Here is a 19,594-nt window from a genome sequence, read left to right as displayed (position 1 = left end):
TACCAGAAGCCTGGTTATGGGGGTACTAGCTGAACCTGGCTGGGCAACCGCAGGTGCAGCAGTATGGAGTCATGACCGACACGATCTCCCCGAACGCCCGGCGTGAGCTCGGCGACTTCCTCCGCACCCGGCGTGAGCGGTTGAGTCCCGGCAGCGTCGGGCTTCCGGCCACCGGCCGGCGTCGCACGCCGGGCCTGCGGCGCGAGGAGGTCGCGGTGCTCGCCGGGGTGGGGGTGACGTGGTACACGTGGCTCGAACAGGGGCGGCCGATCAACGTCAGCACGCAGGTGCTCAGAGCGGTCGGCCGGGCGTTGCGGCTGGATGAGGTGGAAACGCAGCACTTGCGGAGGCTCGCCGGGGTGCGGACACCGCTCGCCGATCCGGTCGTGTGCGACCCGGCTCTGCTGGCGGCCTTTCAGCCCGTGCTGGACAAGCTGGATCCCTTTCCCGCTTGTCTGCAGACGCGGCTGTTCGACGTGGTGGCTTACAACCGGGCCTACCGGCACCTTTTCACTGATATGGATCTGATCCCGTCCGGGGAACGGAACTGCGCCGTGCAGTTCTTCACCGACCCGGACTGGCGCAGCCGGTACGTCGATGACGACATCGTCGCGACCAGGATGGTGGCGAGGATGCGTGCCGTGGCGGGCGCCGGGACGGATGCCTCGAGCGTGGTCGGGCGACTGCTGGAGCAGTCGGACGAGTTCGCGCGGTTGTGGAGCCGCCATGATGTGCTGCTCCAGCACTACGAGGTGAAACGCCTTGAGAGTCCGCTGGTGGGGCTTCTCCGGCTGAACTTCGTGTCCACCGACGTCACGGAGACGGGCCACCGGCTGGTGGTGATGACCCCCGACGATGAGGAGACCTCGCGGAGGCTGTCATCGGTTCTCCAGAGCCGGTGAGGCGAACGTGTCGCGGTATTGGGATGCCCACGTGCGTTCTGAACAGGGTGCGGAAGTTGGCGGGGGTGCCCAGGCCGCATCGCCGGCCCACGGCCTCCATGGTCAGGTCGGTGGATTCCATGAGTTCACGGGCGCGGGCGAGCCTGGCGTCGAGGAGCCATCGCATGGGTGGCAGGCCGGCGTCGGCGTGGAAGCGGCGGATCAGCGTTCTGCGTGAGAGGCCCGCCTGGTCTGCGAGCTGGTCGACGGTGAGTGGCCGGTGCAGGTTGCGCAGGGCCCATTCGTAAACCGATGCCCTTTCGGACGGGGCGGGCCGTACCGGAGGGTCCATGAACGGGGCCTGACCGCCGGTGCGGTGCGGTGCGGTCACGAGCAGGCGGGCGCCGTGGTCGCGGCGGACCAGGTGCAGGCGCAGGTCGAGGCCGGCGGTGACGCCGCCCGAGGTCAGCACCTGGCCCTCGTCGACGTACAGCTCCTGCGGCCGCACCTTCACCCGGGGATACTCGCGGGCCAGCGCCGGGGCGTACAGCCAATGCGTGGTGGCGCGCCGGTCGTCGAGCAGGCCGGCGGCGGCGAGGGCGAACGCGCCCGTGCAGATGGAGACCATGCGGCTCCCCCGAGCCGCCGTCCGCGCCAGCGCGCTGGTGACCTCGGCGGACGGCGGGTTCGGTTCCAGGTATCCGGGGACGATGACGGTCCCGTCGGACGCGAGGGCGTCGAGACCCTCGGGGACGTGCAGGGCGGGACCGCCGTGCACCGGAACGTGACCCGGGTGTTCCGTGCAGACGGTCAGTGTGTACGGGCCGCACATGCGCGAAGCCGACGACGCGGCCGACATCGTCGCTTGGATGCGCGAACAGCCGTGGTTCGACGGGCGTTTCGCCACGCACGACTTCTCATCTGTTGGCTTCGCCGCGGGGGCGTTGCTGAAGGATCCGCCTGCGGAACTGGCCGCCGCGGTCATCGCGTGCGCGCCGCACAACTTCGGTGCGTTTGTCTACACGGGCGGGGCGTTTTTGCTCAGCACGGTGTTCGAATGGTCGTTCGCCACCAGCAAGCAGGAGAAGCCCATCCTGCCTCGCATCTTGGGGATTCTCTCGTCGCGTGGCCGTGTCAAGAAGGCCCTGGCGGCGCTTCCGCTGGCCGGTGCCGCCGAAAGGCTGATGGGCGGGAAGGCGCCCTGGTACCGCGAGTGGGTCAGCCGGCGGGATCTGGACCACCCGTGGTGGAAGCGCGCCGACCTGACCGAGGCGCTGGATCGGGTGCGGGTCCCCGTGTTGGTTCAGGGCGGCTGGCAGGACGGCTTTCTTCGCCAGACGCTGACGGGGTACGCGCGGCTGGCCGGGCGGGGCGTCGATGCCGGGCTCACCGTGGGCCCGTGGACGCATGCCCAGGCGGGCGCCGGGGGTGCCCGCATCCTGCTGCCCGAAGCCCTCGCCTGGTTCGACGAGCACCTTGCCGGATCGAGCGCCCGGCGGCGCGTCACGCCGGTCAAGGTGTTCCGCAGCGGCCCGGCGAGGGGTAGCGCGACCTTCCGGCCTGGCCGCCGGCGACGGCCGAGCAGATCCTTCATCCCCGCTCCGGCAATCTCCTGGCCGCTCAACCGGCCGACGCGGGAGAAGCGAGCGAGTTCACCTACGACCCCGTCCAGCCGGCTCCCACGTACGGCGGCGCGTTCGTCACCCAAGTTTCCCCGGAGTGACCGCCGGCTATGCCGATGACAGCGCGCTCGCCTCGCGTTCCGATGTGCTGACATTCACGTCGGAGCCGTTGACCACGGAGCTCGAGGTCGCCGGCAGCCCTTTGGTAGAACTGGGCCACAGTTCCGACAACCCCTTCGCCGACCTGTTCGTGCGCGTATCAGAAGGAGACGCCCAAGGACGCTCCCGCAACGTCAGCGACGGCTTCGTCCGGCTCCACCCTTCGGCACCTCAGGGCCTGAAGGCGTTCTTTGGCGGGGTCGAGACGGCGGGGTTCACCGAGGCTGACGACTTGGCGGTTGTGGAAGAAGTCGTCTTCGCGCCGCGTGGTGGATGATGCTGCGGGACGGCGCGGCCGGCCTGGTCAGGAGGGGGAGGGTGGCTGGCGATGGGTGGGCTCGTCGCGGGCGGAGAGGGTGTTGCGGACGGTGCGTAGCATCCGGGTCAGCGCTTCGGCGTCCTCGTCGGACAGGCCCATCGCCTGGGGAGCGTTGAAGGCCATCACCGCAGGAAAGACGCGGTCCAGCACCGCCTGGCCTGCCGGGGTGATCCGCAGGCTCGCGCGCCGGCCGCGACCGCCCGGCCCTTCGCGTTCGACGAGGCCCCGCTCGATCAGCGTCACCGCCACCTCGCCGAGGCTCTGTGGCCGCACCATGATCACTCGGGCGAGTTCGGCCTGGTTGAGGTCTTCGCCGTCGGCGAGCGAGGCCAGCACGCCGAACTGGACCGGGGTGAGCCCGACCGTTCCGAAGACCTCGGTGAAACCTCGGGCGACGATGTAGGAGGTCTGGATCAACTCCCAGAGCGGCAGGTCCGGCACACCGGTTTGTCCTGCCACCTGACTCGCGCGCGTCTCGGACTTCTCAGGCATTGCGGGCTCCGGCCAGGGTACGGCCCAGCCGGGCGGCCGAGGCGAAGACCGGCAGGGCCAGGCGGGCCGCCTGCGTTCCCACGGGGGTGGCGAGCCGGTTCATCCAGCTCAAGGGCTGCATGGACGTGCGTACGGCCGCGGGGGCGTAGTCGGCCATCCGGGTCTGGAATCGGTGCACCGCCAGCGGGATCGTGGACGTGCCCTCGCGTACCTGGATCAGTTCTTGCGCGAGGATGTCGGCGTCGCGGATCGCCGTGGCCGCGGCCATGCCGCCGGTGGGCGGCATCGCGTGCACAGCGTCGCCGAGCGCGGTGACGGCGCCGGCCGGCCACGGGGTGAGATCGGTGTCCTCGGCGACGGCGTGGAAGCCGAAGAAGGCCGCCGTGGCGGGGTCGGCGGCGCGTACCAGCGCGCGGACCGGCGCGCTCCAGCCGCGCAGCAGCCGGTCGGTGAGCCGGATCAGAGCGGCGCTGTCGAGTTCCCTCGGCCGACCAGGGTAGGTCCGGTCCGGCGCCAGCAGCCCCCAGATCAGTGCGGGCGGCTCGATGATCGGCTTGACCTGCGCACAGGCCGCGGGATCGACCATGGAACCGGAGCCGAGGTCGTGGAGGCTGAGGAACAGCCCGGTGCCGCCGGGACCGAACGCCAGCGCCGGCCCCTGCGCCAACAGGGCGGGCACCAGCGGCCTGGTGTCGGCGGTCAGCCGCGTGCGAGCGGCGATGCCGCTCACCCCCACGGGGGCCGACGTCGGGCGCCCGGCCAGCGCCGCCGCGACCCGCGACCCCACGCCGTCCGCGCCGACCAGCAGGTCAGCGGCCTCCGTGCGGCCGTCGGCGAAGGACACGGTGAGCGTGCCGTCGGGGTTCGTGTGGTATCCGGTGAACTCCGAGCCCAGCCGCAGCGCCTCCCCCAGGCCCTCCGCCAGCAGCCGGCGCAGCGGGATCCGGCCGATCATCAGCGTCTCCGTGGCCCCATCGCGCGGCTCCTGAAACAGCAGCCGCATCCGGTGGTCGGTGACCGCGAACCGAGTGAACGACCGCGGCCCCGCCGAGCTCGCGAGCAGTGCCTGGTAGTGACCTGGCGCGAGGTGGCGGCGTAGCGCCCGGCAGGCGCGCTCGTCCAGATGGAGCCGATATCCGCCGGTGGACTCCACCGCCTGATCCCGCTCGTGCACGACCACGTTTATCCCCGCCCCACGCAGCGCCTGGGCCAGCGTCAGCCCGCCCATCCCAGCTCCGATGATCACGACTCTCACGGCTCACCTCGAATCAGGAACCTGATACTTAAGAATAAGGTACCTGATTATGTACGCGGCGGGCTACCGCCCGACGACGCAATCCGATCAAGAACGCTCGCATCGACCGCGCCGATTCAGGTCGCTGGTTGCGACTTCGAGGGGCCGCGGCTGTACGGTGCGTCGCCGGTCGCCGAAGTCCCGCCGTACGGGCTGATGGTGGGTGGGCGCGCGGCCGTGCGGAGGATCACCGCCGCGCTGACGTGATCCGCGCCGCGATCACGTTGGCGGGCGCCGGGATCCGTCGCGGCGGGTACGGCCGGCCCGCCAGGAGCGGCGTGCCACCCAGGCGCCGACGGCCGCGCCGATGACCAGGGCGAGGATGTTGATGGATGTGCGAACTGCGTCCGAGCCGTATCCGTAGCCGTTGCCCAGGACGAGGATGGCCATCAGGGCGGCGGCCAGGACGCCGGCCCCGATCGCGGCGGCGAATCCCAGGCCCAGGGCACGGGCGAGCCGGACCGCGCGGCCCTGGGCAGGCCGTCCGACGTGCAGAAGCGGGATGCGGCTGACGATGATCTTCGGAGCTTCTTCAACCGTTCCCAGCGTCTGCCGTGACACCCGGCCCGCGGTCGTCTCGGTGACACAGACCCACTGCCGATCCTGGACGAACACGAGAATGCGCGTCGATTCGTGAACACTGAGGACGGCACACCGTGGCCCCTGCGGGAACCGGCGGATGCGGTACCGCACGAACGGCAGGTCTGCGTCCAGGGCGTCCAGCAGTGCTTCCAGCCGCGGGTCGGCGTGCTCCGCCATGCCTACCATCCCTTTGCCGAACGCCGACGTCCGTACTGCCTCGCCTGGCGAAGGCACCTGTGAGACGTAACGGAAGGAGATGTCATGGGGCTCTGGTTCGTCGTGATGATTTCCATCGGATCTATCATCGCCATCGCCATGTCGGTCCTGCTCGTGCGGGTCGTCGTCCACCAGATCGGCGACGGCGAGTTGCGCATGCGCAGGCGCTGATCAGGCGGGGTGTCTTTTAGGAGATCACTTTGCGTTTGGTGAAGGGGGCGCTGGCCAGCCGGTAGAGGACCTTGCGGGGGGTGAGCCAGCGTACGTGCGCGCCGTTGACGGCCTTGGTCAGTGCCTGCCGCGCCAGCCAGGGCGTGACGGTCTCCACCCGGTCGGCCAGGATGTCGTACATCTTCCTGGAACGGGGCGTCAGCTCGTGCAACAGCAGGTCGGTGGTGACCATGCCGGGGCTGAGCAGGCCGACCGAGACCCCGTCGGGCACCTCTTTCGCCAGGGCCTTGGTCAGGTAGGTCAGGGCCCGTTTGGTCGCTCCGTAGACGGCCAGTCCGGGCACCGCGCGGCCGTCGCTGCCGAGTCCTTCCATGTTCCAGACGTGACCGTGGCCCTGCCCGGCCATCCCCGCCAGGGCGATCGCGCAGCCGTTGATCACACCGGTGAGGTTGACGTCCACGACGTCACGCGCCTGGTGTTCGGGCAGTTCCCACAGCGGGAGACGTGATTGGGTGATCCCGGCGTTGTTGATCCACATGTCGACTCTGCCGTGGCGCTCGACGGCGGTGTCCCACAGTGCCTGGAGCCGGCGGCGATCGCGGACGTCGCTGTCCCGCGAACCGCCGGTGATGACCTGATGGCCATGCCTGGTGAACTGCTCGGCGAGCCCGCGGCCGATGCCGCGGGTCCCGCCCGTCACGACGATGACCATGTCAGCGCTTGGGCGGCAGAGGGACGAAGCCGCTGGTGCGGCGGACGTAGTCGGCATAGCCCGGCCGTGTGGCCGACAGCCGACGCTCCAGCAGGGGCTTGCCGGTCTTGGCGAGCAGGAAGTACGTCATGACGAGCGGAGACAGAAGGGTCAGGACGCCGGGCCAGTGTTCGGCGGCGATGAGGAAGAGTCCCCACCAGATGACGGCGTCGCCGAAGTAGTTGGGGTGGCGTGTGTAGCGCCACAGACCGGTGTCGAGCACGCGTCCCTTGCTCGTGGGGTCGGCGCGGAAGCGGGCCAGCTGCCAGTCGCCGACGGTTTCGAAGACGAACCCGACCAGCCACAACGCCACGCCCGCCCAGCCCAGCCAGCCGATAGGCCCGGTCGTGGTCATGCCGACCTGGACGGGCAGCGAGACGAACACCATGATCAGGCCTTGCGTCACGTAGATCATCCGGAAGGCGTAGGCGTCGCGGCTGCCCGGGGCCTTGGCCAATAGCGCCTCATAACGCGGATCCTCGCCGCCGCCGGCGACCCGCCGGCCGAGGTGCAGGGCCAGCCGCAGCCCCCACAGGCAGGTCAGAACGAGCAACAGGACCCGTCGCAGCGGGTCACCGCCGCCCAGTACGAAGGCCGCCAGCGCGATGACGGCGAAGCCGAGGCCCCAGGCCACATCGATCACGACGTGCTTGCCCGCCTTGATAGCCACCGCGAACGTGATGACCATGAGGAGAGCCACCAAGGCCAGGCAGGACAGGAAAACGCTCATCGGCCTCTCCTCAGGACGATCTGATGGACGTCCATGCGGCCCTGCTCGAAGGCGAGCATGCCACCGGCCAGGTACAACTGCCACACGCGGGTGCGTTCGGCGCCGATCAGCGCCCTCGCCTCCCGCAGGTGCGCGTGGAGGCGCTCCTGCCAGGCTTGCACGGTCCGCGCGTAGTGGTGGCCGAGCGCATCGGTGCTCTCCACCGCGAACCCCGCTGCCGCCAGCATCGCCGTGGTCCGCTCCAACGGTCTCATGTGCATGTCGGGGGCGATGTAGCGTTCGATGAACGGCCCGCCGCCGGGCCGGCGATCGCGCGACATCTGCTGGATGAGCGCCCTGCCGCCGGGACGCAGCAGACCATGCAGCGCGGCCGCGTAGCCGGGGTAGCCGGCCCGGCCGACGTGCTCGCCCATCTCGATGGAGCAGATCGCGTCGTAGGGGCCGTCGGAGAGGTCGCGGTAGTCCTGCGACCTGATCTCCACCGGTAGTCCCTCGGCCCGGTCGAGGGCGAACTGCCGCTGGGCGGCCGACAGCGTGACGCCGACGACCGCCACCCCGCGCTCGCGCGCCGCGTGCAGGGCCAGTGATCCCCAGCCGCAGCCGACGTCGAGGATCCGCATGCCTGGCCGCAGCCGCAGGTGGTCGCAGATCCGGTCGAGCTTACGGCGTTGCGCCCGCTCCAGATCGTCGCCGGGTTCGAAGACGGCACACGAGTAGGCCATCGAATCATCCAGGATGAGCTGGTAGAACGCGTTGGACAGGTCGTAGTGGTGGGCGATGGCGGCGCGATCGCGCCCCCGGGTGTGCGATCGGCCGCGCAGCCGTACCTCAGCGGCGGGAGCGGCCGGCCGGGGGCCGAGCACGCCCGGCAGCCGGATCAGCGCCAGCAGGTCGCGCGGGCGGGGACGGAAGGCGGGCGCGGCGCGTACCTGCCGAAGGGTCTGGGTGAGGTCACCGTCGAAGCGGAGGTGACCGCTGACGTAGGCCCTGGCCAGGCCGAGCTCGCCCGGACTCCACAGCAGGTACCGGGCGGCGATGGGGCTGCGCAATTCGAGTGCCGGGCCGTCGCCGTGTGTGCTGCCGTCCCAGAACCGGATCGCCACCGGCGGCTTCCCGCCGAAGAGCGCGTCGATCGAGTGTCCCGCCCGTGCCGCGATCGTCGTCAAGGGCGTCCCCTTTCCATGGTGAGCTGCCAGACGTCGAGGTAGCCGGAGCGGAATCCGGCTTCGGAATAGGCGAGATAGAACCTCCACATGCGATGGAAGGTCTCGTCGAAGCCGAGCTTGCTGATGAGGTCGCGCTGCTGCGTGTAGCGCTCGCTCCACAGCCTCAGGGTGTGGGCGTAGTGCTCGCGCAGCGACAGCCGCGCCACGATGCGCAGCGGCCCGAGCAGGCTCTCGATCGCGGGGATGGAGGGCAGCATGCCGCCGGGGAAGATGTGCTTCTGCACCCACGTGTGCGTGCCGAGTGTGGCCAGCAAACGATCGTGCGGCATCGTGATGGCCTGCAACGCGATCCGGCCGCCCGGGGCCAGGCGGCGCTGGAGCACCGCGAAGTACTCCGGCCAGTGCCGGGCGCCGACGGCCTCGATCATCTCGGCGCTGATGATCGCGTCGTAGCTGCCGCCGACTTCGCGGTAGTCGCACAGCCGGAACTCCGGCGGTGCGGGCAGGCGGGCGGCGCGCGCCCGTTCCCCGGCCAGTTGTGCCTGCTCCTTCGACAGGGTGATCGAGACCACCTCGGCGCCTCGCCGGGCGGCGCGGATGGCCAGTTCGCCCCATCCGCTGCCGATCTCCAGCAGACGCGTGCCCGGCCCGACCCTCGCCTGCGTCAGCAGCCGGTCGATCTTGCGATACTGCGCGGGCGCCAGGTCGTCCCACGTCGCGGCGGCCGGATCGGCGAACCAGGCCGCGGAGTAGGTCATGCTCTCATCGAGGAAGGCGGCGAACAGCTCGTTGGACAGGTCGTAGTGCCGCGCGACGTTGCGGCGCGCCCCGCCCGGCGTGCCGCGTACGGCCAGCGGAGCCCTCGGCAGGGCCAGCCGCCGCAACCTGTGCAATGGCGCGGGCACCAGCCGGTCGACGTCGCCGGCCAGTGCCGTCAGGACCCCGACCAGGTCGGCGGCGTCCCAGTCGCCGGCCACGTAGGACTCGCCGAACCCGATCAGCCCATCGGCGCCCACGCGGTGGAAGAAGTCCGCGGGCCTGCGCAGCCGCAGCCCCTCCAGCGCGGGCCCCATCCCTCTGACCACGTGCAGGAACAGCTGCCGGGCCAGTTGGGCGCGCAACCAGGCGGTCATCGGTTCACTCCTGGTGGCTGGATCGTGAGCCCACGCAGATACAAGCCGATCCCCTGGCGGCGGATGCGGGCGCTGGTGAAGACCGGAGCCAGGATGTGACGCGCCTTCATGGCCGGCACCCTGCGTCCGCGCACGCTGGCGGCGAAAGGCGGCCTGCCCTGCCGGTGCAGGGTGACCGTCAGGCGGAGCCGTTCGTCGGGGATCGGCAGATCGATGCGATAGAAGCCGTCGACCTCGTTGAAGGGCGAGACGTGGAAGTCCTTGGCGACCTCGCGTGCGCCCGGCCGCAGAAGGTAGCGGTGGCGCCCGCCGTAGGTGTTGCGCACCTCGGCGACCGTGGCGGCCAGCCGTCCGCCAGAAAAGCACCAATGGACCCGCAAGGGGTCGAAGGCCCAGCCCAGCAGCCGGTGGTGGGCCAGGGTCAGCACCCGGTCGGCGGCCAGCTCGTGGCGGGCCAGGAACACGTCGAGGTCACCGCGGCCCGCGGGCGGCGCGACCGGCGACCTGCGCGGCCGATCATCGGCGTCCGCCAGGCACAACACGCTGCGGTAGCGGAAGATGTTGCGCACCGGCTCGGCCCTGGCGTGGGTGATCACGCACTCGTAGAGGATCACCAGTCACCGCCCAGCGCCTGAGCGGCCAGCAGCCCGGAGCGGCAGCCGTCCTCGTGGAAGCCCCAGCCCTGATAGGCGCCGGCGAAGGCGATCGACGCGTCGTTGAGCGAGGGCAGCCGCCGCTGCGCGGCGACCGACTCGGGGGTGTAGGCCGGATGCCGGTAGACCATGCGCGCGATCTCATGGTGCGCGGCGATCGGTTCACCCAGGCTGACCAGGTACGGCTGGCCCTGAAGCCGATCCATGTCATAACTCACCCGCACGCTAGGCACGGCGCCGGCACGGCAGTCCATGCGCAGGTTCCACGACGCCCGCGCCCCGGCGGCCCGCGGAAGGACGGTGGTGTCGGTGTGCAGGACGGCTTCGTTGCGCGAGTAGGTGAAGGCGCCGAGCACCTCGCGCTCGGCGGGTGTCGGCTCGGCCAGCAGGCGCAGCGCCTGGTCGGGATGGGTGGCCACGACCGCGGCCGCGAAGGTGTGCCTGCCATCGGCGACCAGTTCCACGCCCTCGCCCGAGCGGCGCAGCTCACTCACCGCGCAGCTCGTGCGCACGGCCGGCAGGTGCTTGGCGATGCGCTCCACGTAGGCGCGCGAGCCGCCGACGACGGTGCGCCAGCGCGGAGATCCGCCCACCTCCAGCATCCCGTGGTTGCGCAGGAAGGTGAACAGGTGGCGGGCCGGATACCGCTGGGCCGTGGCCGGTGCGCACGACCAGACCGCCGAGATCAGCGGCGTGAGGAAGTGCGTGCCGAAGTAGGAGGTGAAGCCGCCGGCGAACTCACCGAGCGTCTGATCCTGACCTGTGGCCAGCGCGCGCCGCGCGGCACGGCGGAAACGCGGCACCTCACCCAGCATGCGCAGGTACGCCGGCCGTACCCGGCGCTGGGCCAGAAGCCCGGTCAGTCCCTTGCCGCCCGCGTACTCCAGCCCGCAACCCGCGCACGAAACGGACAGGCTCATCTGCGAGGCGCGGGTCTCGACCCCGAGCTCGGCGAACAGCCGCGTCAGCAGCGGATAGGTCCGGCGGTTGTGCACGATGAAGCCGCTGTCCACGGCGCCGGTCGGCACGTCGTGGGTGTGCGCGTGGCCGCCGAGCCGCTCGTCGGCCTCGAACAGGGTGACGTCGTGGTCTCGTTGCAACACGTAGGCCGCGGTGAGACCGGCGATGCCGCTGCCGATCACCGCGATCCTGCGTCGTTCCATGATCACTTCCTCAGAAAGGGAATCGGTCGAACAGCCCCACATACGCCTATTCGGAGCCGGCAGGCCGGCGGTTGCCCTCGCGGAGGAATTTGTTCAGCAGGCTGAGCATAAGCACAATAGTCAGCATGCTGAACAATTGGGGCCCAGGCCGGATCCTCACCGCGGGCGTGCTGGCCAGCGCGCTCATCACCGCCCTGGTCTGGCTGCTCGGCCAGCGCCTGCACGGCGTCACGCTCCTGCCCGACCAGGGCGCGTCCTGGTACTACTGGAAGCTGCCCGAGCCGACCCTGTGGACCCGGCTGTCGGCCTGGCTCCCCTACGCGGCCCACCAGCTCGCCCTATGGGGCCTCATCTACTACGCGCAGACCAGGGTGGGCCGCTACACACGGGGCCTGCATCCGGTCAACGTCGTCGCGCTCGTCGTCAACGCCGTCTTCATCGCCCTGCACATGGCCCAGACGCAGCTGTTCTACGACGGCCTGGCGCAGGATGTGTCGATCTTCAGTTCCCAGGGCTCGGTGATCTTGCTGCTGGTGGTCGTCCTGCTCATGGAGAACCGCCGGCGCGGCATGTTCTTCGGCAAACCGGCCCCGATCGGCGCCCGCGTGGTCCGCTTCGCCCGCCGCTATCACGGCTACCTGTTCAGCTGGGCCGCCGTCTACACCTTCTGGTACCACCCCATGGAGGCCACCAGCGGCCACCTGATCGGCTTCTTCTACATGTTCCTGCTGCTGTTGCAGGGCAGCCTGTTCCTCACCCGCGCCCACACCAACCGCCGGTGGACCCTCACCCTGGAGCTGGCCGTCGCCGTCCACGGCACGCTCGTCGCCGTGATGAGCGGCGGGCCGGACGGGATCTGGCCGATGTTCCTGTTCGGCTTCCTCGGCGTCTTCGTCATCACCCAGATGCACGGCGTGGGTCTGACGCGCGGCGTGCGCTGGTCGCTGGGACTGGCCTACGCCTTCGGCGCCCTCCTGGTGTACGGCTTGCGCCACGACCTGTCCGGCGTGCTGGCCGTGGGCCGGATCCCGGCGATCGAATACCTCCTGGTGGCCGTGCTCGCCGGGATGATCTGGCTCGGCCTGGCGGTCACGAAAAGGCTGCGATCTCCTGACCAGGTTCACGATCGTGAGGTGGAACAATGAGCGGGTGGCCGACATCGACTCCTGGCCCACCGGCCGGCTGCTGTCGGTGGCCGCACGCCTGGTGGAGGGGCGCTTCCATGAGTTCCTCGCCGCGCACGGACTGACCCACGCCGGCCTGATCGCCCTGCATCACCTGGCCGAAGGGCCGCTCACCCAGCGCGAACTGGCGGGGCTCTGCCGCGTGACGGACCAGACGATGAGCCGGACGATCGAGCACCTGCGGCGCGCCGGATACGTCGGCAAGCAGGCAGACGAGCGGGACCGGCGGCGCGTCTCGGTGACCATCACCGAATCGGGCACCGCGACCCTGGCACTCGCCCACGAGGCCGAACGCACCTCGGAGCAACTACTCGGCGCCGTGGACGACTACGACCAGTTCAGACGGCAGCTCATCAAGCTGATCGCCATCGCCTGACCAGATCGTTGGGGTACGAGGTGAAACTCGCACGGCCCGGATTGCGATCAACGGTACAAGAGTGTGTCCCGGTTCAGCGGTGGTCGCTGCGCCGGCCGTGATCTCAGGAGGCGTGCCATGACCTTGGTCGACAGGCTGTCCGGCGTCCGCCGTTCCCCCGTGAAGCTGGGAGCGCCGCTGCTGCTCGGGCTTCTCGCGACCAGCGCGCCCCTCACCGTCTACGAGGGCGCCGTCGTCGTCGAAGAGGCCATGATGATGAGCGGCAGCTTCCTCGTACGGCTGCGCGGATGGCGTCGCTGGCTGGCACGGATGCTGTACGACTGGCGCTTCGGCGTCAGCACGACCGACTTCGTCGACCTTGACGATTTCGGGCTCGAGCATCCGGAACGTGTCTACTACTCCCCCGCCCACTGGGGCACCCTGCGCCGAGCCCTGCCCGTCCGAGACATCGACGAGCGCGACGTCTTCCTCGACATGGGCTCGGGCAAAGGCCGAATGGTCCTGGAGGCCGCCAGCCGTTATGCCTTCAAGCGGGTGATCGGCGTCGAACTCTCATCCGACCTCACCGACATGGCACGCGACAACGTGGACACCACCACCCTCAGACTGCGGGCCCACGAGATCGAACTGGTGCACTCCGACGTCCTGGACTACTCCATCCCCGACGACGTCAGCGTGGTGTTCCTCAACAACCCGTTCAGAGGCGAGATCTTCGCCTCCGTCATGAAACAACTGATCGCCTCGGCCGACAGGCGCCCGCGCCCCATCACGCTGATCTACTTCAACCCCGTCGAGGAGCAGTACCTGCTGGGCACCGGCAGATTCCAGCACGTGCGCACGACGCTCCCCCGGTGGCGAGCAGCCGACGGCATATTCGGCACCACCCGCGTGTACTCCCTGATCTAAGGCCACAAGACCCGCGGCCGCGTGGCGGCGAACTCCGGATCGAGCGCGGCGACCCTCTCCAGCAGGTCCATGGCCGCAGCCGTGTCGGCCTCGCGCATGTGCGCGACGACGTGGAGCAGGGTCGCCGGGGAGTCGCGGTGGATCTCCTCCAGCTGCGGCAGCGCCTCCTCGACGGCCTCGATGGAGGACGTCCAGCGACCCGTGGATGCCGCCCTGCACCACACGTTCCGGCCCGTCCGCTCGCATCGACTTACGGCCGAGCCCGGCGGGATCCAGCCACGCGGTGAGCGAGGCCAGGTCGCCGGCCGCGTAACGCCTCGATGCGGTCTTCCAGCATCTCGATCTGGCAGGCGACGACCTCGGCGGCCCGGAAGGTGAGACGCGCCAGCGTGCGGCCCCGGCCCGGCAGCATGTCCCCGGCGCTCCTTCCCGCCGCGCGTGCTCAACTCTGGCGGGAGCCTGGAAGGATCTCCAGGCGGATGTCGTCTTCTTCCTTGAACACGAAGGTCCGGCCATGCCCCTTGGCCCAGTCGGCCCGCGGGATGGCGGGAATCAGGTAGTAGGTCTCCCCGCGGACGAGCAGCAGGCGCAGGCCCGTGTACCGGTACTTGAACGCGCCCTGGCCGAACGTCTCGCGTCCGACGTTGAGGGCGTTGACCGCCAGGGTGTCCGCGCTGTAGAGCGCCACCTGGGGTTGGTCGGCAGGCCTCTCCATGACGGACCACGCCATGTGCGTACCACGTTGCAGGGCATACACCGCGGCCGCCCACAGCAGGCAGAAGATGGAGACGGCGGCGGCCATGGCGAAGGCCACTCGTCCCAGCGGCGTTCCTCTCGATGGCCAGGTGAGCAGCAACGGCCCGACGATGGCCGGGGCCAGCAGCAGGTAGGTGCTGATGGCCCTTCCCGACAACGCGGCTGCCGCCAGGACCATGGCCGCGACGGTGATGACAGCACCGACGGCGACCGAGTGGCCCAGCCGGCGCAGGACGCGGTGCGAGCGGACGGCACCGCCGGCGGCGCGCAACCGTGCCGGAACCAAGGGCAGCAGATCTTGCCGGTGCGCGACCATGACCAGCGCCAGGGGGACGGCTGTCATCCACGGCAGGTAGGCCGGGGAGAACAGGTTGAGCCCGTACAGCGCGTACTCGTCCGGGCGGTAGTTCAGGTCTGTCGGTTTCAGGGAGAACGGTCGCAGGTAGCCGTCCAGATAGGCCCAGCCCATGTAGATGAGGATGGCCGCGCCCGTGGCGACCAGCAGCGTGATCAGGGCCACGACGTCGAGCGGCCGGGGCCGTTCTGCCTCGGGCGGGTCGGCCGTCATGGCGCGGCCGTCTCCGGGATCGCCTCGGGCTCGCTGACCGAGGGAGTCGGCGTCTCCGGATCAGTTGTCCCCGAGGGCTGGGGGACGGTGATGGCCGGCAACGGAATCTCCGTCCGTTCCAGTGACGGGCATGGAGCCGGCACCGAGTCTCCGCCGCCGGACGGGCACGGGAGCGGCGTGCGCCTCCCCGCCGGTTGCCCGGTGTCCACCGGCTCGCTCTTGGTCTCGGTGGGCGATGCGGTGACGGTGGTCGTGATCGTGGCCGGGACTTCGTCCCCGGCGCACCCGCCCGCTCCCACGAGTAATGCCGGTAGGCACCCCGCTGCCCATGCCATGCCACGCAACCGACGCACGATGTCCCCCTCGTCTCCAGAGGAACATCCCGCCCGGGAAAATGGGCGTTACAGCCCCTTGGAACGCACCACCGACGGCTGACCGAAACATCCGGGAGCGGGGCTGCGCTCGTGAGGGGTGCGCCGGCAGACATCGGCCCCCGCCTGAGGCCTGCCGGGACGGTCTGGCGCTCCGGGCTATTGGGTCGGCCTCGCGGTCAGGTCGTCGACGTAGCCCATGGCCTCGTAGGTCTGGCGGAGCAGCGGCGTCGCCTTGCCCGCTTCGATGACGTCGAGCTCCAGGAGCTTGGCGGTCTTGTCGTCGAAGATCAGCCGGTAGGTGATCCGGCCGGCCGCGCCGCTGTCATCGGGCCCGGTCGTCTCCAGGGCGACCCCGGTACGGCCCTCGCCGTCGGCCACGCCCGTCTGCGACGTCAGCTTGGAGGTGGAGTCGGCCAGCACCTCGTAGAGGGCGGCCCTGGTGCCCGGGGTGATCGGGGCGGACAGCAGGTCGGCGCCGGTCTGCCACATGTACAGGGCGAGCGGCGTCTGCTTGTCGCCCTGCTCGTACATGCTGTGCAGCTTGGCCTTCAGCGCCGCCTTGCCGGTCGGCAATTGGGCGATGCTGGACCAGGTGAGGCTGTCGTTGCCGATCGAGACGATGCCCTCGGGCGCGCCTTCCTTCGTCTTCGGCCGGTCGTCTTCGGACAACCTGGGCGAGCCCGCCTGCTGCCACTTGGCGCGGTCCTCGGGAGTCGCGAACTCGATCTTCACGTCCTGGTTCCTCACCGAGCGGCCGGTGGCGTTCTTGAGCGATCGCCAGCTTTCGGCGGTGTCGCCGCGGGTCGCGGTGTAGGGCAGTTCGGCCGTCTTCAGGGCGCCGACCTTGTCGTGGAACTCCTTGCGAGCGGCCTCCAGCTCGGCGGGCTTGTCCTTGAGCCGCGCCTCCTTGGCCTTCAGCTCGGCGTCCAGTTCCATGAGCTTGGCCTTGTACTCCAGGGGGGCGACGTGGACCATCTGCACGGTGCGCACCCGCGAGTACCAGAACTTGCCCGAGGTGATCGGCTCCTCGGCGGCCACCTTCGCCGCGGCGAGCAGGATCGTGCGGGTGTTCGCGGCGGCGCCCGTCTGTGGCAGCGCCGGGGTCGCCTGCCCGCCGGAGGGCCGCGCGGCGATCGGAGCGCCGGTCGTCTGGTCCGCGGAGACGAACTGCGGGACGACGATCACCGCGGCGGCGAGTCCCGCCGCGGCGACGGCGAACAACGTCAGGGGTCGGCGCTTGGCCATGGAGAATCTCCGAAGGTGGTGAGGGGTTCGAGGGGTCTGGAACGCGCGGGCGAGATCGGCCGAGCGGCGCCGCCGGTAGGCGTCCTCGGTGAGCGTGTCCGGGCGTAGCTCGGTGATCAGTTCATTGATGGGGTCGCTGTCGTTCATGGCTGTCCCTGAAAGACGAAGTGCGGCGGGAGTTTGAGCGCGTCGGCCAGACGACGGCGTGCGCGGTGCAGCCGGACGTTGTAGGTGCGCGGCGAGCAGCCAGCCGCCTCGGCGGCCTGCGCGGGTGTGAGGCCGTACCAGTTGGCCAGCACCACCGCCTCGACGTCCTGTTCGCTCAGGCTTGCCAGTACGGCGAGGGCCTCCTGCCGGCCGGTTACCCGCTCGGCGACGTCGCCTTCGACGAAGGAGCTCAGCCCGGACAGCCGCGCGATCAGCTCGTCGCTGCGCAGCCGGCGGACACGCTGGTTGCGCAGCATGTTGCGCATCACGCCGAGCAGCCACGGCAGCGGCTGGTCGGGCAGGTCGTCCAGACGCCGCCATGCGACCAGGAACGTCTCGCTGGTCAGGTCCTCCGCCATGGCCGGCTCGGCACGCAGCAGGGCGTAGCCGAGCACGTTCCGGTAGTGCCGGTCATAGAGGTTGGTGAATCGTTCTTCTGGATCGTCCACATCTAGAACTGTCTCGAGGGGCCCTCCGGATTACCGGTCCGCGAAAAATTTACGACATGTCGGCGGCCGGATCGCCCCGGCGGAGCCGCGTACTGCCTGATCAGCCCTGCGTGGGGCGCGAAAGTGGCCGCGGCGGGTCAGGCGAGCAGCCGGTCGACCAGCCTGTCGAGGTAGTCAGGGGTGAGCGGGTCCGCGCCGAACAGGACGCGCATGTAGATCGGCGCCAGCAGGTGGTCCAGCACCTCCAGTGCGTCGGGCGGGTCCTCGCCGCGGTCGCGGGCGCGGTCGAGCATGGCCTGCAACTGCCTGGTGCGGTCGGCCAGGAGTTCGTCGCGCGCCTGTAGGCCCTGCTGTCCCTCGCCTGACAGCGCGACGGTCAGCCGTACCAGCGCCAGGCCGTCGGGGCCGGTGACCTCGCGGACCACGATGCCGGCGTAGGTGCGCAGGTCGCCGGCCAGGCTGCCGGTGTCGGGCATCGGCGCCTGCGTGTTGAGCCGGGTCAGCAGCACATCGCTGAGCAGGGCTTGGAGGTTGCCCCACCGGCGGTAGAGGCTGGTGTCGGCCACGCCAGCGCGGGCCGCGATGTCGCCGACGGTGAAGTTTCCGTAGCCGCGCTCGCCGACCAGGTCGGTGACGGCCTGGTGCACCGCCGCGCGAACCCGGGCGCTGCGCCCGCCGAGCCGCCTGGCCCGCCCCTGTTCATCCACCCCTTCACCTTAACGCAGTCGAGACTTGCGTTAGAGTCTTTCTAAACGCAGTCGTTAACTGCTTTTAGGAGGATGTGCGTGAAAGGGTTGCTCACGCTGACCTGCGCGGGTCAGTTCATGGTGCTGCTCGACAACACGATCGTCGGCGCCGCCCTGCCCGACATGCAGCAGCGGCTCCACACCGGGCTGACCGGCCTGCAGTGGATCGTCGACGCCTACGTGCTGGTGGTGGCCATGCTGCTGCTGTCGGGCGGCGTCTTCGCCGACCGGTTCGGCCGCAGGCGGGTGTTCCTTGCCGGGGTCGTGGTGTTCACGGCCGCGTCGGTGGTGTGTTCACTCGCGCCCTCGATCGGCTGGCTGATCGCCGGGCGGGTGCTGCAGGGCGTCGGTGCCGCGGCGCTGAGCCCCGCCTCACTGGCGCTGCTCGCCGCCGCGTATCCCGCCCCGGGAGAGCGCGTCAGGGCGATCGGGTTGTGGGCCGGGTTCAGCGGCATCGGCCTGGCCGCCGGGCCGCTGACGGGCGGGATCCTGGTGGAGTCCTTCGGCTGGCCCGCCATCTTCCTGGTCAACGTGCCCATCGGGGCGGTCCTGCTGCTGGCCGGGCTGCGTGTGCTGGGAGAGTCCCGCAATCCGGGCGCGCCGCCGATCGACGTCCCGGGCACGCTCCTGTCCGTCGCGGGCGTGGGCGCGGTGACCTACGGCCTGATCGAGGGCGGCTCCCGAGGCTGGACCTCGCCGGTGATCCTGGGCAGCTTCGCCGCCGGACTGGTGCTCCTGGCCGCGTTCGTCGTGGTCGAGGGCCGGGTGCCGACGCCGATGCTGCCGCTGCGGCTGTTCCGTGAGCGGCTGTTCACGGTGTCCAACACGGCGATGGTCGTGGTCGGGTTCGCGCTGATGGGGTCCTCGTTCTTCTTCTCCCAGTTCTTCGTCTACGTCCAGAACACCTCGATCCTGGTCGCCGGGCTGCGTACCCTGCCCCTCTCCGTGGCCATGGTGATCGTCAGCCCGTACGCGGGCCGTTTCGCCGCCAGGTACGGCTACCGCGTCGTCGTCGGCATCGGCCTGGCGCTGGCCGGGCTGGGGCTGCTGGCGCTGGGCCTCGTCCACGCCGACACCGGCTACGGGAACGTGTGGTGGCGGCTGACGGTCGTCGGCATCGGGTTCGCTCTCACCATGTCGCCGCTGACCGGGGCCGCCATCCAGGCGGGCAGCCCGCAGGAGGGCGGCCTCGCCTCGGGCGTCAGCAGCACCACCCGGCAGATCGGCGCGGTGCTCGGCGTGGCGGTGCTCGGGGCGATCGTCCACACGCGGGAATCCGGCGGCGCCTCCTTCGAGTCCGGCCTCAACACCGCCTTCCTCGCCGCGGGGGCCGTGACGCTGGCCTGCGCCGTGTTCACCGGCCTGTGGCTGACCTCGGCCCGGACGCCGAGGGACGTCCGGGCCGGACAGCCGGAAGGCCAGGCAGTCCGGCCCACGTCTTGAGCCGCCGG

Annotated in this window: 24 protein-coding genes; 8 read left to right on the top strand and 16 right to left on the bottom strand. The window is 70.2% G+C overall.

Annotated features, from left to right (window positions below):
- The first annotated feature begins 71 nt into the window (after nt 1–71).
- Nucleotides 72–902: a helix-turn-helix transcriptional regulator gene (locus tag HNR40_RS44960; RefSeq protein ID WP_184972879.1), complete on the top strand. Its 831-nt coding sequence runs from the start codon at nt 72–74 to the stop codon at nt 900–902.
- Here HNR40_RS44960 and HNR40_RS44955 read toward each other — a convergent pair.
- On the bottom strand, nt 814–1,713 hold the full coding sequence (locus HNR40_RS44955) for a GlxA family transcriptional regulator (RefSeq protein ID WP_221341620.1): 900 nt from the start codon (nt 1,711–1,713) through the stop codon (nt 814–816). The genes HNR40_RS44960 and HNR40_RS44955 overlap by 89 nt on opposite strands.
- Between HNR40_RS44955 and HNR40_RS44950 the strand changes: the two genes are divergently transcribed.
- Both HNR40_RS44950 and HNR40_RS44945 read left to right on the top strand, forming a co-directional pair.
- The gene (locus tag HNR40_RS44950) at nt 1,712–2,623 is read left to right on the top strand and encodes a CocE/NonD family hydrolase (RefSeq protein WP_184972875.1); all 912 of its coding nucleotides are present in this window, start codon (nt 1,712–1,714) and stop codon (nt 2,621–2,623) included. The genes HNR40_RS44955 and HNR40_RS44950 overlap by 2 nt on opposite strands.
- Complete coding sequence (locus HNR40_RS44945) at nt 2,601–2,939, top strand: CocE/NonD family hydrolase C-terminal non-catalytic domain-containing protein (RefSeq protein WP_184973115.1); 339 nt, start codon at nt 2,601–2,603, stop codon at nt 2,937–2,939. The genes HNR40_RS44950 and HNR40_RS44945 overlap by 23 nt, the downstream gene beginning before the upstream one ends.
- A gap of 27 nt (nt 2,940–2,966) precedes the next feature.
- On the opposite strand, the gene HNR40_RS44940 is transcribed toward HNR40_RS44945, so the two are convergent.
- The 3 genes from HNR40_RS44940 to HNR40_RS44930 all read right to left on the bottom strand — a co-directional run bounded on the left by HNR40_RS44940 (nt 2,967) and on the right by HNR40_RS44930 (nt 5,526).
- On the bottom strand, nt 2,967–3,473 hold the full coding sequence (locus HNR40_RS44940) for a MarR family winged helix-turn-helix transcriptional regulator (protein ID WP_184972873.1): 507 nt from the start codon (nt 3,471–3,473) through the stop codon (nt 2,967–2,969).
- Complete coding sequence (locus HNR40_RS57650; protein WP_184972871.1) at nt 3,466–4,728, bottom strand: FAD-dependent oxidoreductase; 1,263 nt, start codon at nt 4,726–4,728, stop codon at nt 3,466–3,468. The genes HNR40_RS44940 and HNR40_RS57650 overlap by 8 nt, the downstream gene beginning before the upstream one ends.
- 258 nt (nt 4,729–4,986) lie before the next feature.
- Nucleotides 4,987–5,526: a hypothetical protein gene (locus tag HNR40_RS44930; RefSeq protein ID WP_184972869.1), complete on the bottom strand. Its 540-nt coding sequence runs from the start codon at nt 5,524–5,526 to the stop codon at nt 4,987–4,989.
- Nucleotides 5,527–5,610: 84 nt separating this feature from the next.
- Between HNR40_RS44930 and HNR40_RS56840 the strand changes: the two genes are divergently transcribed.
- On the top strand, nt 5,611–5,736 hold the full coding sequence (locus HNR40_RS56840) for a hypothetical protein (protein WP_281395826.1): 126 nt from the start codon (nt 5,611–5,613) through the stop codon (nt 5,734–5,736).
- Nucleotides 5,737–5,752: 16 nt separating this feature from the next.
- Here HNR40_RS56840 and HNR40_RS44925 read toward each other — a convergent pair whose 3' ends face one another.
- The 6 genes from HNR40_RS44925 to HNR40_RS44900 are packed head-to-tail and all read right to left on the bottom strand — an operon-like array spanning nt 5,753 to nt 11,332.
- A complete protein-coding gene (locus HNR40_RS44925; RefSeq protein ID WP_312896772.1) occupies nt 5,753–6,436 on the bottom strand; it encodes an SDR family NAD(P)-dependent oxidoreductase in 684 nt (227 codons plus the stop codon).
- Between the two features lie 13 nt (nt 6,437–6,449).
- Nucleotides 6,450–7,217: a DUF1295 domain-containing protein gene (locus tag HNR40_RS44920; RefSeq protein ID WP_184972864.1), complete on the bottom strand. Its 768-nt coding sequence runs from the start codon at nt 7,215–7,217 to the stop codon at nt 6,450–6,452.
- On the bottom strand, nt 7,214–8,383 hold the full coding sequence (locus HNR40_RS44915) for an SAM-dependent methyltransferase (protein WP_184972862.1): 1,170 nt from the start codon (nt 8,381–8,383) through the stop codon (nt 7,214–7,216). Before HNR40_RS44915 ends, HNR40_RS44920 begins: the two co-directional genes overlap by 4 nt.
- Nucleotides 8,380–9,516, bottom strand: a complete 1,137-nt coding sequence (locus HNR40_RS44910) for an SAM-dependent methyltransferase (RefSeq protein WP_184972860.1) — start codon at nt 9,514–9,516, stop codon at nt 8,380–8,382. The genes HNR40_RS44915 and HNR40_RS44910 overlap by 4 nt, the downstream gene beginning before the upstream one ends.
- Entirely contained in the window at nt 9,513–10,130 is a 618-nt protein-coding gene (locus HNR40_RS44905) for a DUF1365 family protein (protein WP_312896771.1), read from the bottom strand. The genes HNR40_RS44910 and HNR40_RS44905 overlap by 4 nt, the downstream gene beginning before the upstream one ends.
- Nucleotides 10,127–11,332 (bottom strand): NAD(P)/FAD-dependent oxidoreductase, encoded by a 1,206-nt coding sequence (locus HNR40_RS44900; RefSeq protein WP_184972858.1) that lies wholly within the window; start codon nt 11,330–11,332, stop codon nt 10,127–10,129. The genes HNR40_RS44905 and HNR40_RS44900 overlap by 4 nt, the downstream gene beginning before the upstream one ends.
- A gap of 125 nt (nt 11,333–11,457) precedes the next feature.
- Between HNR40_RS44900 and HNR40_RS44895 the strand changes: the two genes are divergently transcribed.
- The 3 genes from HNR40_RS44895 (at nt 11,458) to HNR40_RS44885 (ending at nt 13,798) form a co-directional block, all read left to right on the top strand.
- Nucleotides 11,458–12,477 (top strand): hypothetical protein, encoded by a 1,020-nt coding sequence (locus HNR40_RS44895; protein WP_184972856.1) that lies wholly within the window; start codon nt 11,458–11,460, stop codon nt 12,475–12,477.
- Nucleotides 12,461–12,892, top strand: coding sequence for a MarR family winged helix-turn-helix transcriptional regulator (locus HNR40_RS44890; RefSeq protein WP_312896770.1), 432 nt, complete (start codon nt 12,461–12,463; stop codon nt 12,890–12,892). The genes HNR40_RS44895 and HNR40_RS44890 overlap by 17 nt, the downstream gene beginning before the upstream one ends.
- Before the next feature lie 117 nt (nt 12,893–13,009).
- A complete protein-coding gene (locus tag HNR40_RS44885) occupies nt 13,010–13,798 on the top strand; it encodes a class I SAM-dependent methyltransferase (RefSeq protein WP_246510499.1) in 789 nt (262 codons plus the stop codon).
- Here the strand turns inward: HNR40_RS44885 and HNR40_RS44880 are convergent.
- From HNR40_RS44880 to HNR40_RS44855, 6 genes are all read right to left on the bottom strand, one after another.
- Nucleotides 13,795–14,022, bottom strand: coding sequence for a hypothetical protein (locus tag HNR40_RS44880; RefSeq protein WP_184972854.1), 228 nt, complete (start codon nt 14,020–14,022; stop codon nt 13,795–13,797). The genes HNR40_RS44885 and HNR40_RS44880 overlap by 4 nt on opposite strands.
- A gap of 26 nt (nt 14,023–14,048) precedes the next feature.
- Complete coding sequence (locus HNR40_RS44875) at nt 14,049–14,210, bottom strand: hypothetical protein (RefSeq protein ID WP_184972852.1); 162 nt, start codon at nt 14,208–14,210, stop codon at nt 14,049–14,051.
- 30 nt (nt 14,211–14,240) lie between these two features.
- A complete protein-coding gene (locus tag HNR40_RS44870; RefSeq protein ID WP_184972850.1) occupies nt 14,241–15,122 on the bottom strand; it encodes a hypothetical protein in 882 nt (293 codons plus the stop codon).
- 530 nt (nt 15,123–15,652) lie between these two features.
- Nucleotides 15,653–16,888, bottom strand: coding sequence for a hypothetical protein (locus HNR40_RS44865; protein ID WP_184972848.1), 1,236 nt, complete (start codon nt 16,886–16,888; stop codon nt 15,653–15,655).
- A complete protein-coding gene (locus tag HNR40_RS44860) occupies nt 16,885–17,397 on the bottom strand; it encodes an RNA polymerase sigma factor (RefSeq protein ID WP_184972846.1) in 513 nt (170 codons plus the stop codon). Before HNR40_RS44860 ends, HNR40_RS44865 begins: the two co-directional genes overlap by 4 nt.
- 137 nt (nt 17,398–17,534) lie before the next feature.
- A complete protein-coding gene (locus HNR40_RS44855; RefSeq protein WP_184972844.1) occupies nt 17,535–18,104 on the bottom strand; it encodes a TetR/AcrR family transcriptional regulator in 570 nt (189 codons plus the stop codon).
- Nucleotides 18,105–18,182: 78 nt separating this feature from the next.
- Between HNR40_RS44855 and HNR40_RS44850 the strand changes: the two genes are divergently transcribed.
- Nucleotides 18,183–19,586 carry an MFS transporter gene (locus HNR40_RS44850; RefSeq protein WP_221341619.1) on the top strand — a complete coding sequence of 468 codons (1,404 nt, stop codon included), beginning with the start codon at nt 18,183–18,185 and terminating at the stop codon, nt 19,584–19,586.
- The last annotated feature ends 8 nt before the right edge of the window (nt 19,587–19,594 follow it).

The organism is Nonomuraea endophytica, from assembly GCF_014203235.1.
GTDB lineage: Bacteria > Actinomycetota > Actinomycetes > Streptosporangiales > Streptosporangiaceae > Nonomuraea > Nonomuraea endophytica.
Note: the sequence above shows the minus strand (reverse complement) of the source record. Positions and strands in the feature narration are given on the sequence as shown.

What these genes read in the sequence shown, in the direction of transcription:
- HNR40_RS44950 (WP_184972875.1), top strand. Translation starts at nt 1,712, where the DNA reads ATGCGCGAAGCCGACGACGCGGCCGACATCGTCGCTTGGATGCGCGAA.
- HNR40_RS44865 (WP_184972848.1), bottom strand. Translation starts at nt 16,888, where the DNA reads ATGAACGACAGCGACCCCATCAATGAACTGATCACCGAGCTACGCCCG.
- HNR40_RS44895 (WP_184972856.1), top strand. Translation starts at nt 11,458, where the DNA reads ATGCTGAACAATTGGGGCCCAGGCCGGATCCTCACCGCGGGCGTGCTG.
- HNR40_RS44920 (WP_184972864.1), bottom strand. Translation starts at nt 7,217, where the DNA reads ATGAGCGTTTTCCTGTCCTGCCTGGCCTTGGTGGCTCTCCTCATGGTC.
- HNR40_RS44875 (WP_184972852.1), bottom strand. Translation starts at nt 14,210, where the DNA reads ATGCTGCCGGGCCGGGGCCGCACGCTGGCGCGTCTCACCTTCCGGGCC.
- HNR40_RS44900 (WP_184972858.1), bottom strand. Translation starts at nt 11,332, where the DNA reads ATGGAACGACGCAGGATCGCGGTGATCGGCAGCGGCATCGCCGGTCTC.
- HNR40_RS44930 (WP_184972869.1), bottom strand. Translation starts at nt 5,526, where the DNA reads ATGGCGGAGCACGCCGACCCGCGGCTGGAAGCACTGCTGGACGCCCTG.
- HNR40_RS44885 (WP_246510499.1), top strand. Translation starts at nt 13,010, where the DNA reads ATGACCTTGGTCGACAGGCTGTCCGGCGTCCGCCGTTCCCCCGTGAAG.
- HNR40_RS44955 (WP_221341620.1), bottom strand. Translation starts at nt 1,713, where the DNA reads ATGTGCGGCCCGTACACACTGACCGTCTGCACGGAACACCCGGGTCAC.
- HNR40_RS44910 (WP_184972860.1), bottom strand. Translation starts at nt 9,516, where the DNA reads ATGACCGCCTGGTTGCGCGCCCAACTGGCCCGGCAGCTGTTCCTGCAC.
- HNR40_RS44870 (WP_184972850.1), bottom strand. Translation starts at nt 15,122, where the DNA reads ATGACGGCCGACCCGCCCGAGGCAGAACGGCCCCGGCCGCTCGACGTC.
- HNR40_RS44960 (WP_184972879.1), top strand. Translation starts at nt 72, where the DNA reads ATGACCGACACGATCTCCCCGAACGCCCGGCGTGAGCTCGGCGACTTC.
- HNR40_RS44940 (WP_184972873.1), bottom strand. Translation starts at nt 3,473, where the DNA reads ATGCCTGAGAAGTCCGAGACGCGCGCGAGTCAGGTGGCAGGACAAACC.
- HNR40_RS56840 (WP_281395826.1), top strand. Translation starts at nt 5,611, where the DNA reads ATGGGGCTCTGGTTCGTCGTGATGATTTCCATCGGATCTATCATCGCC.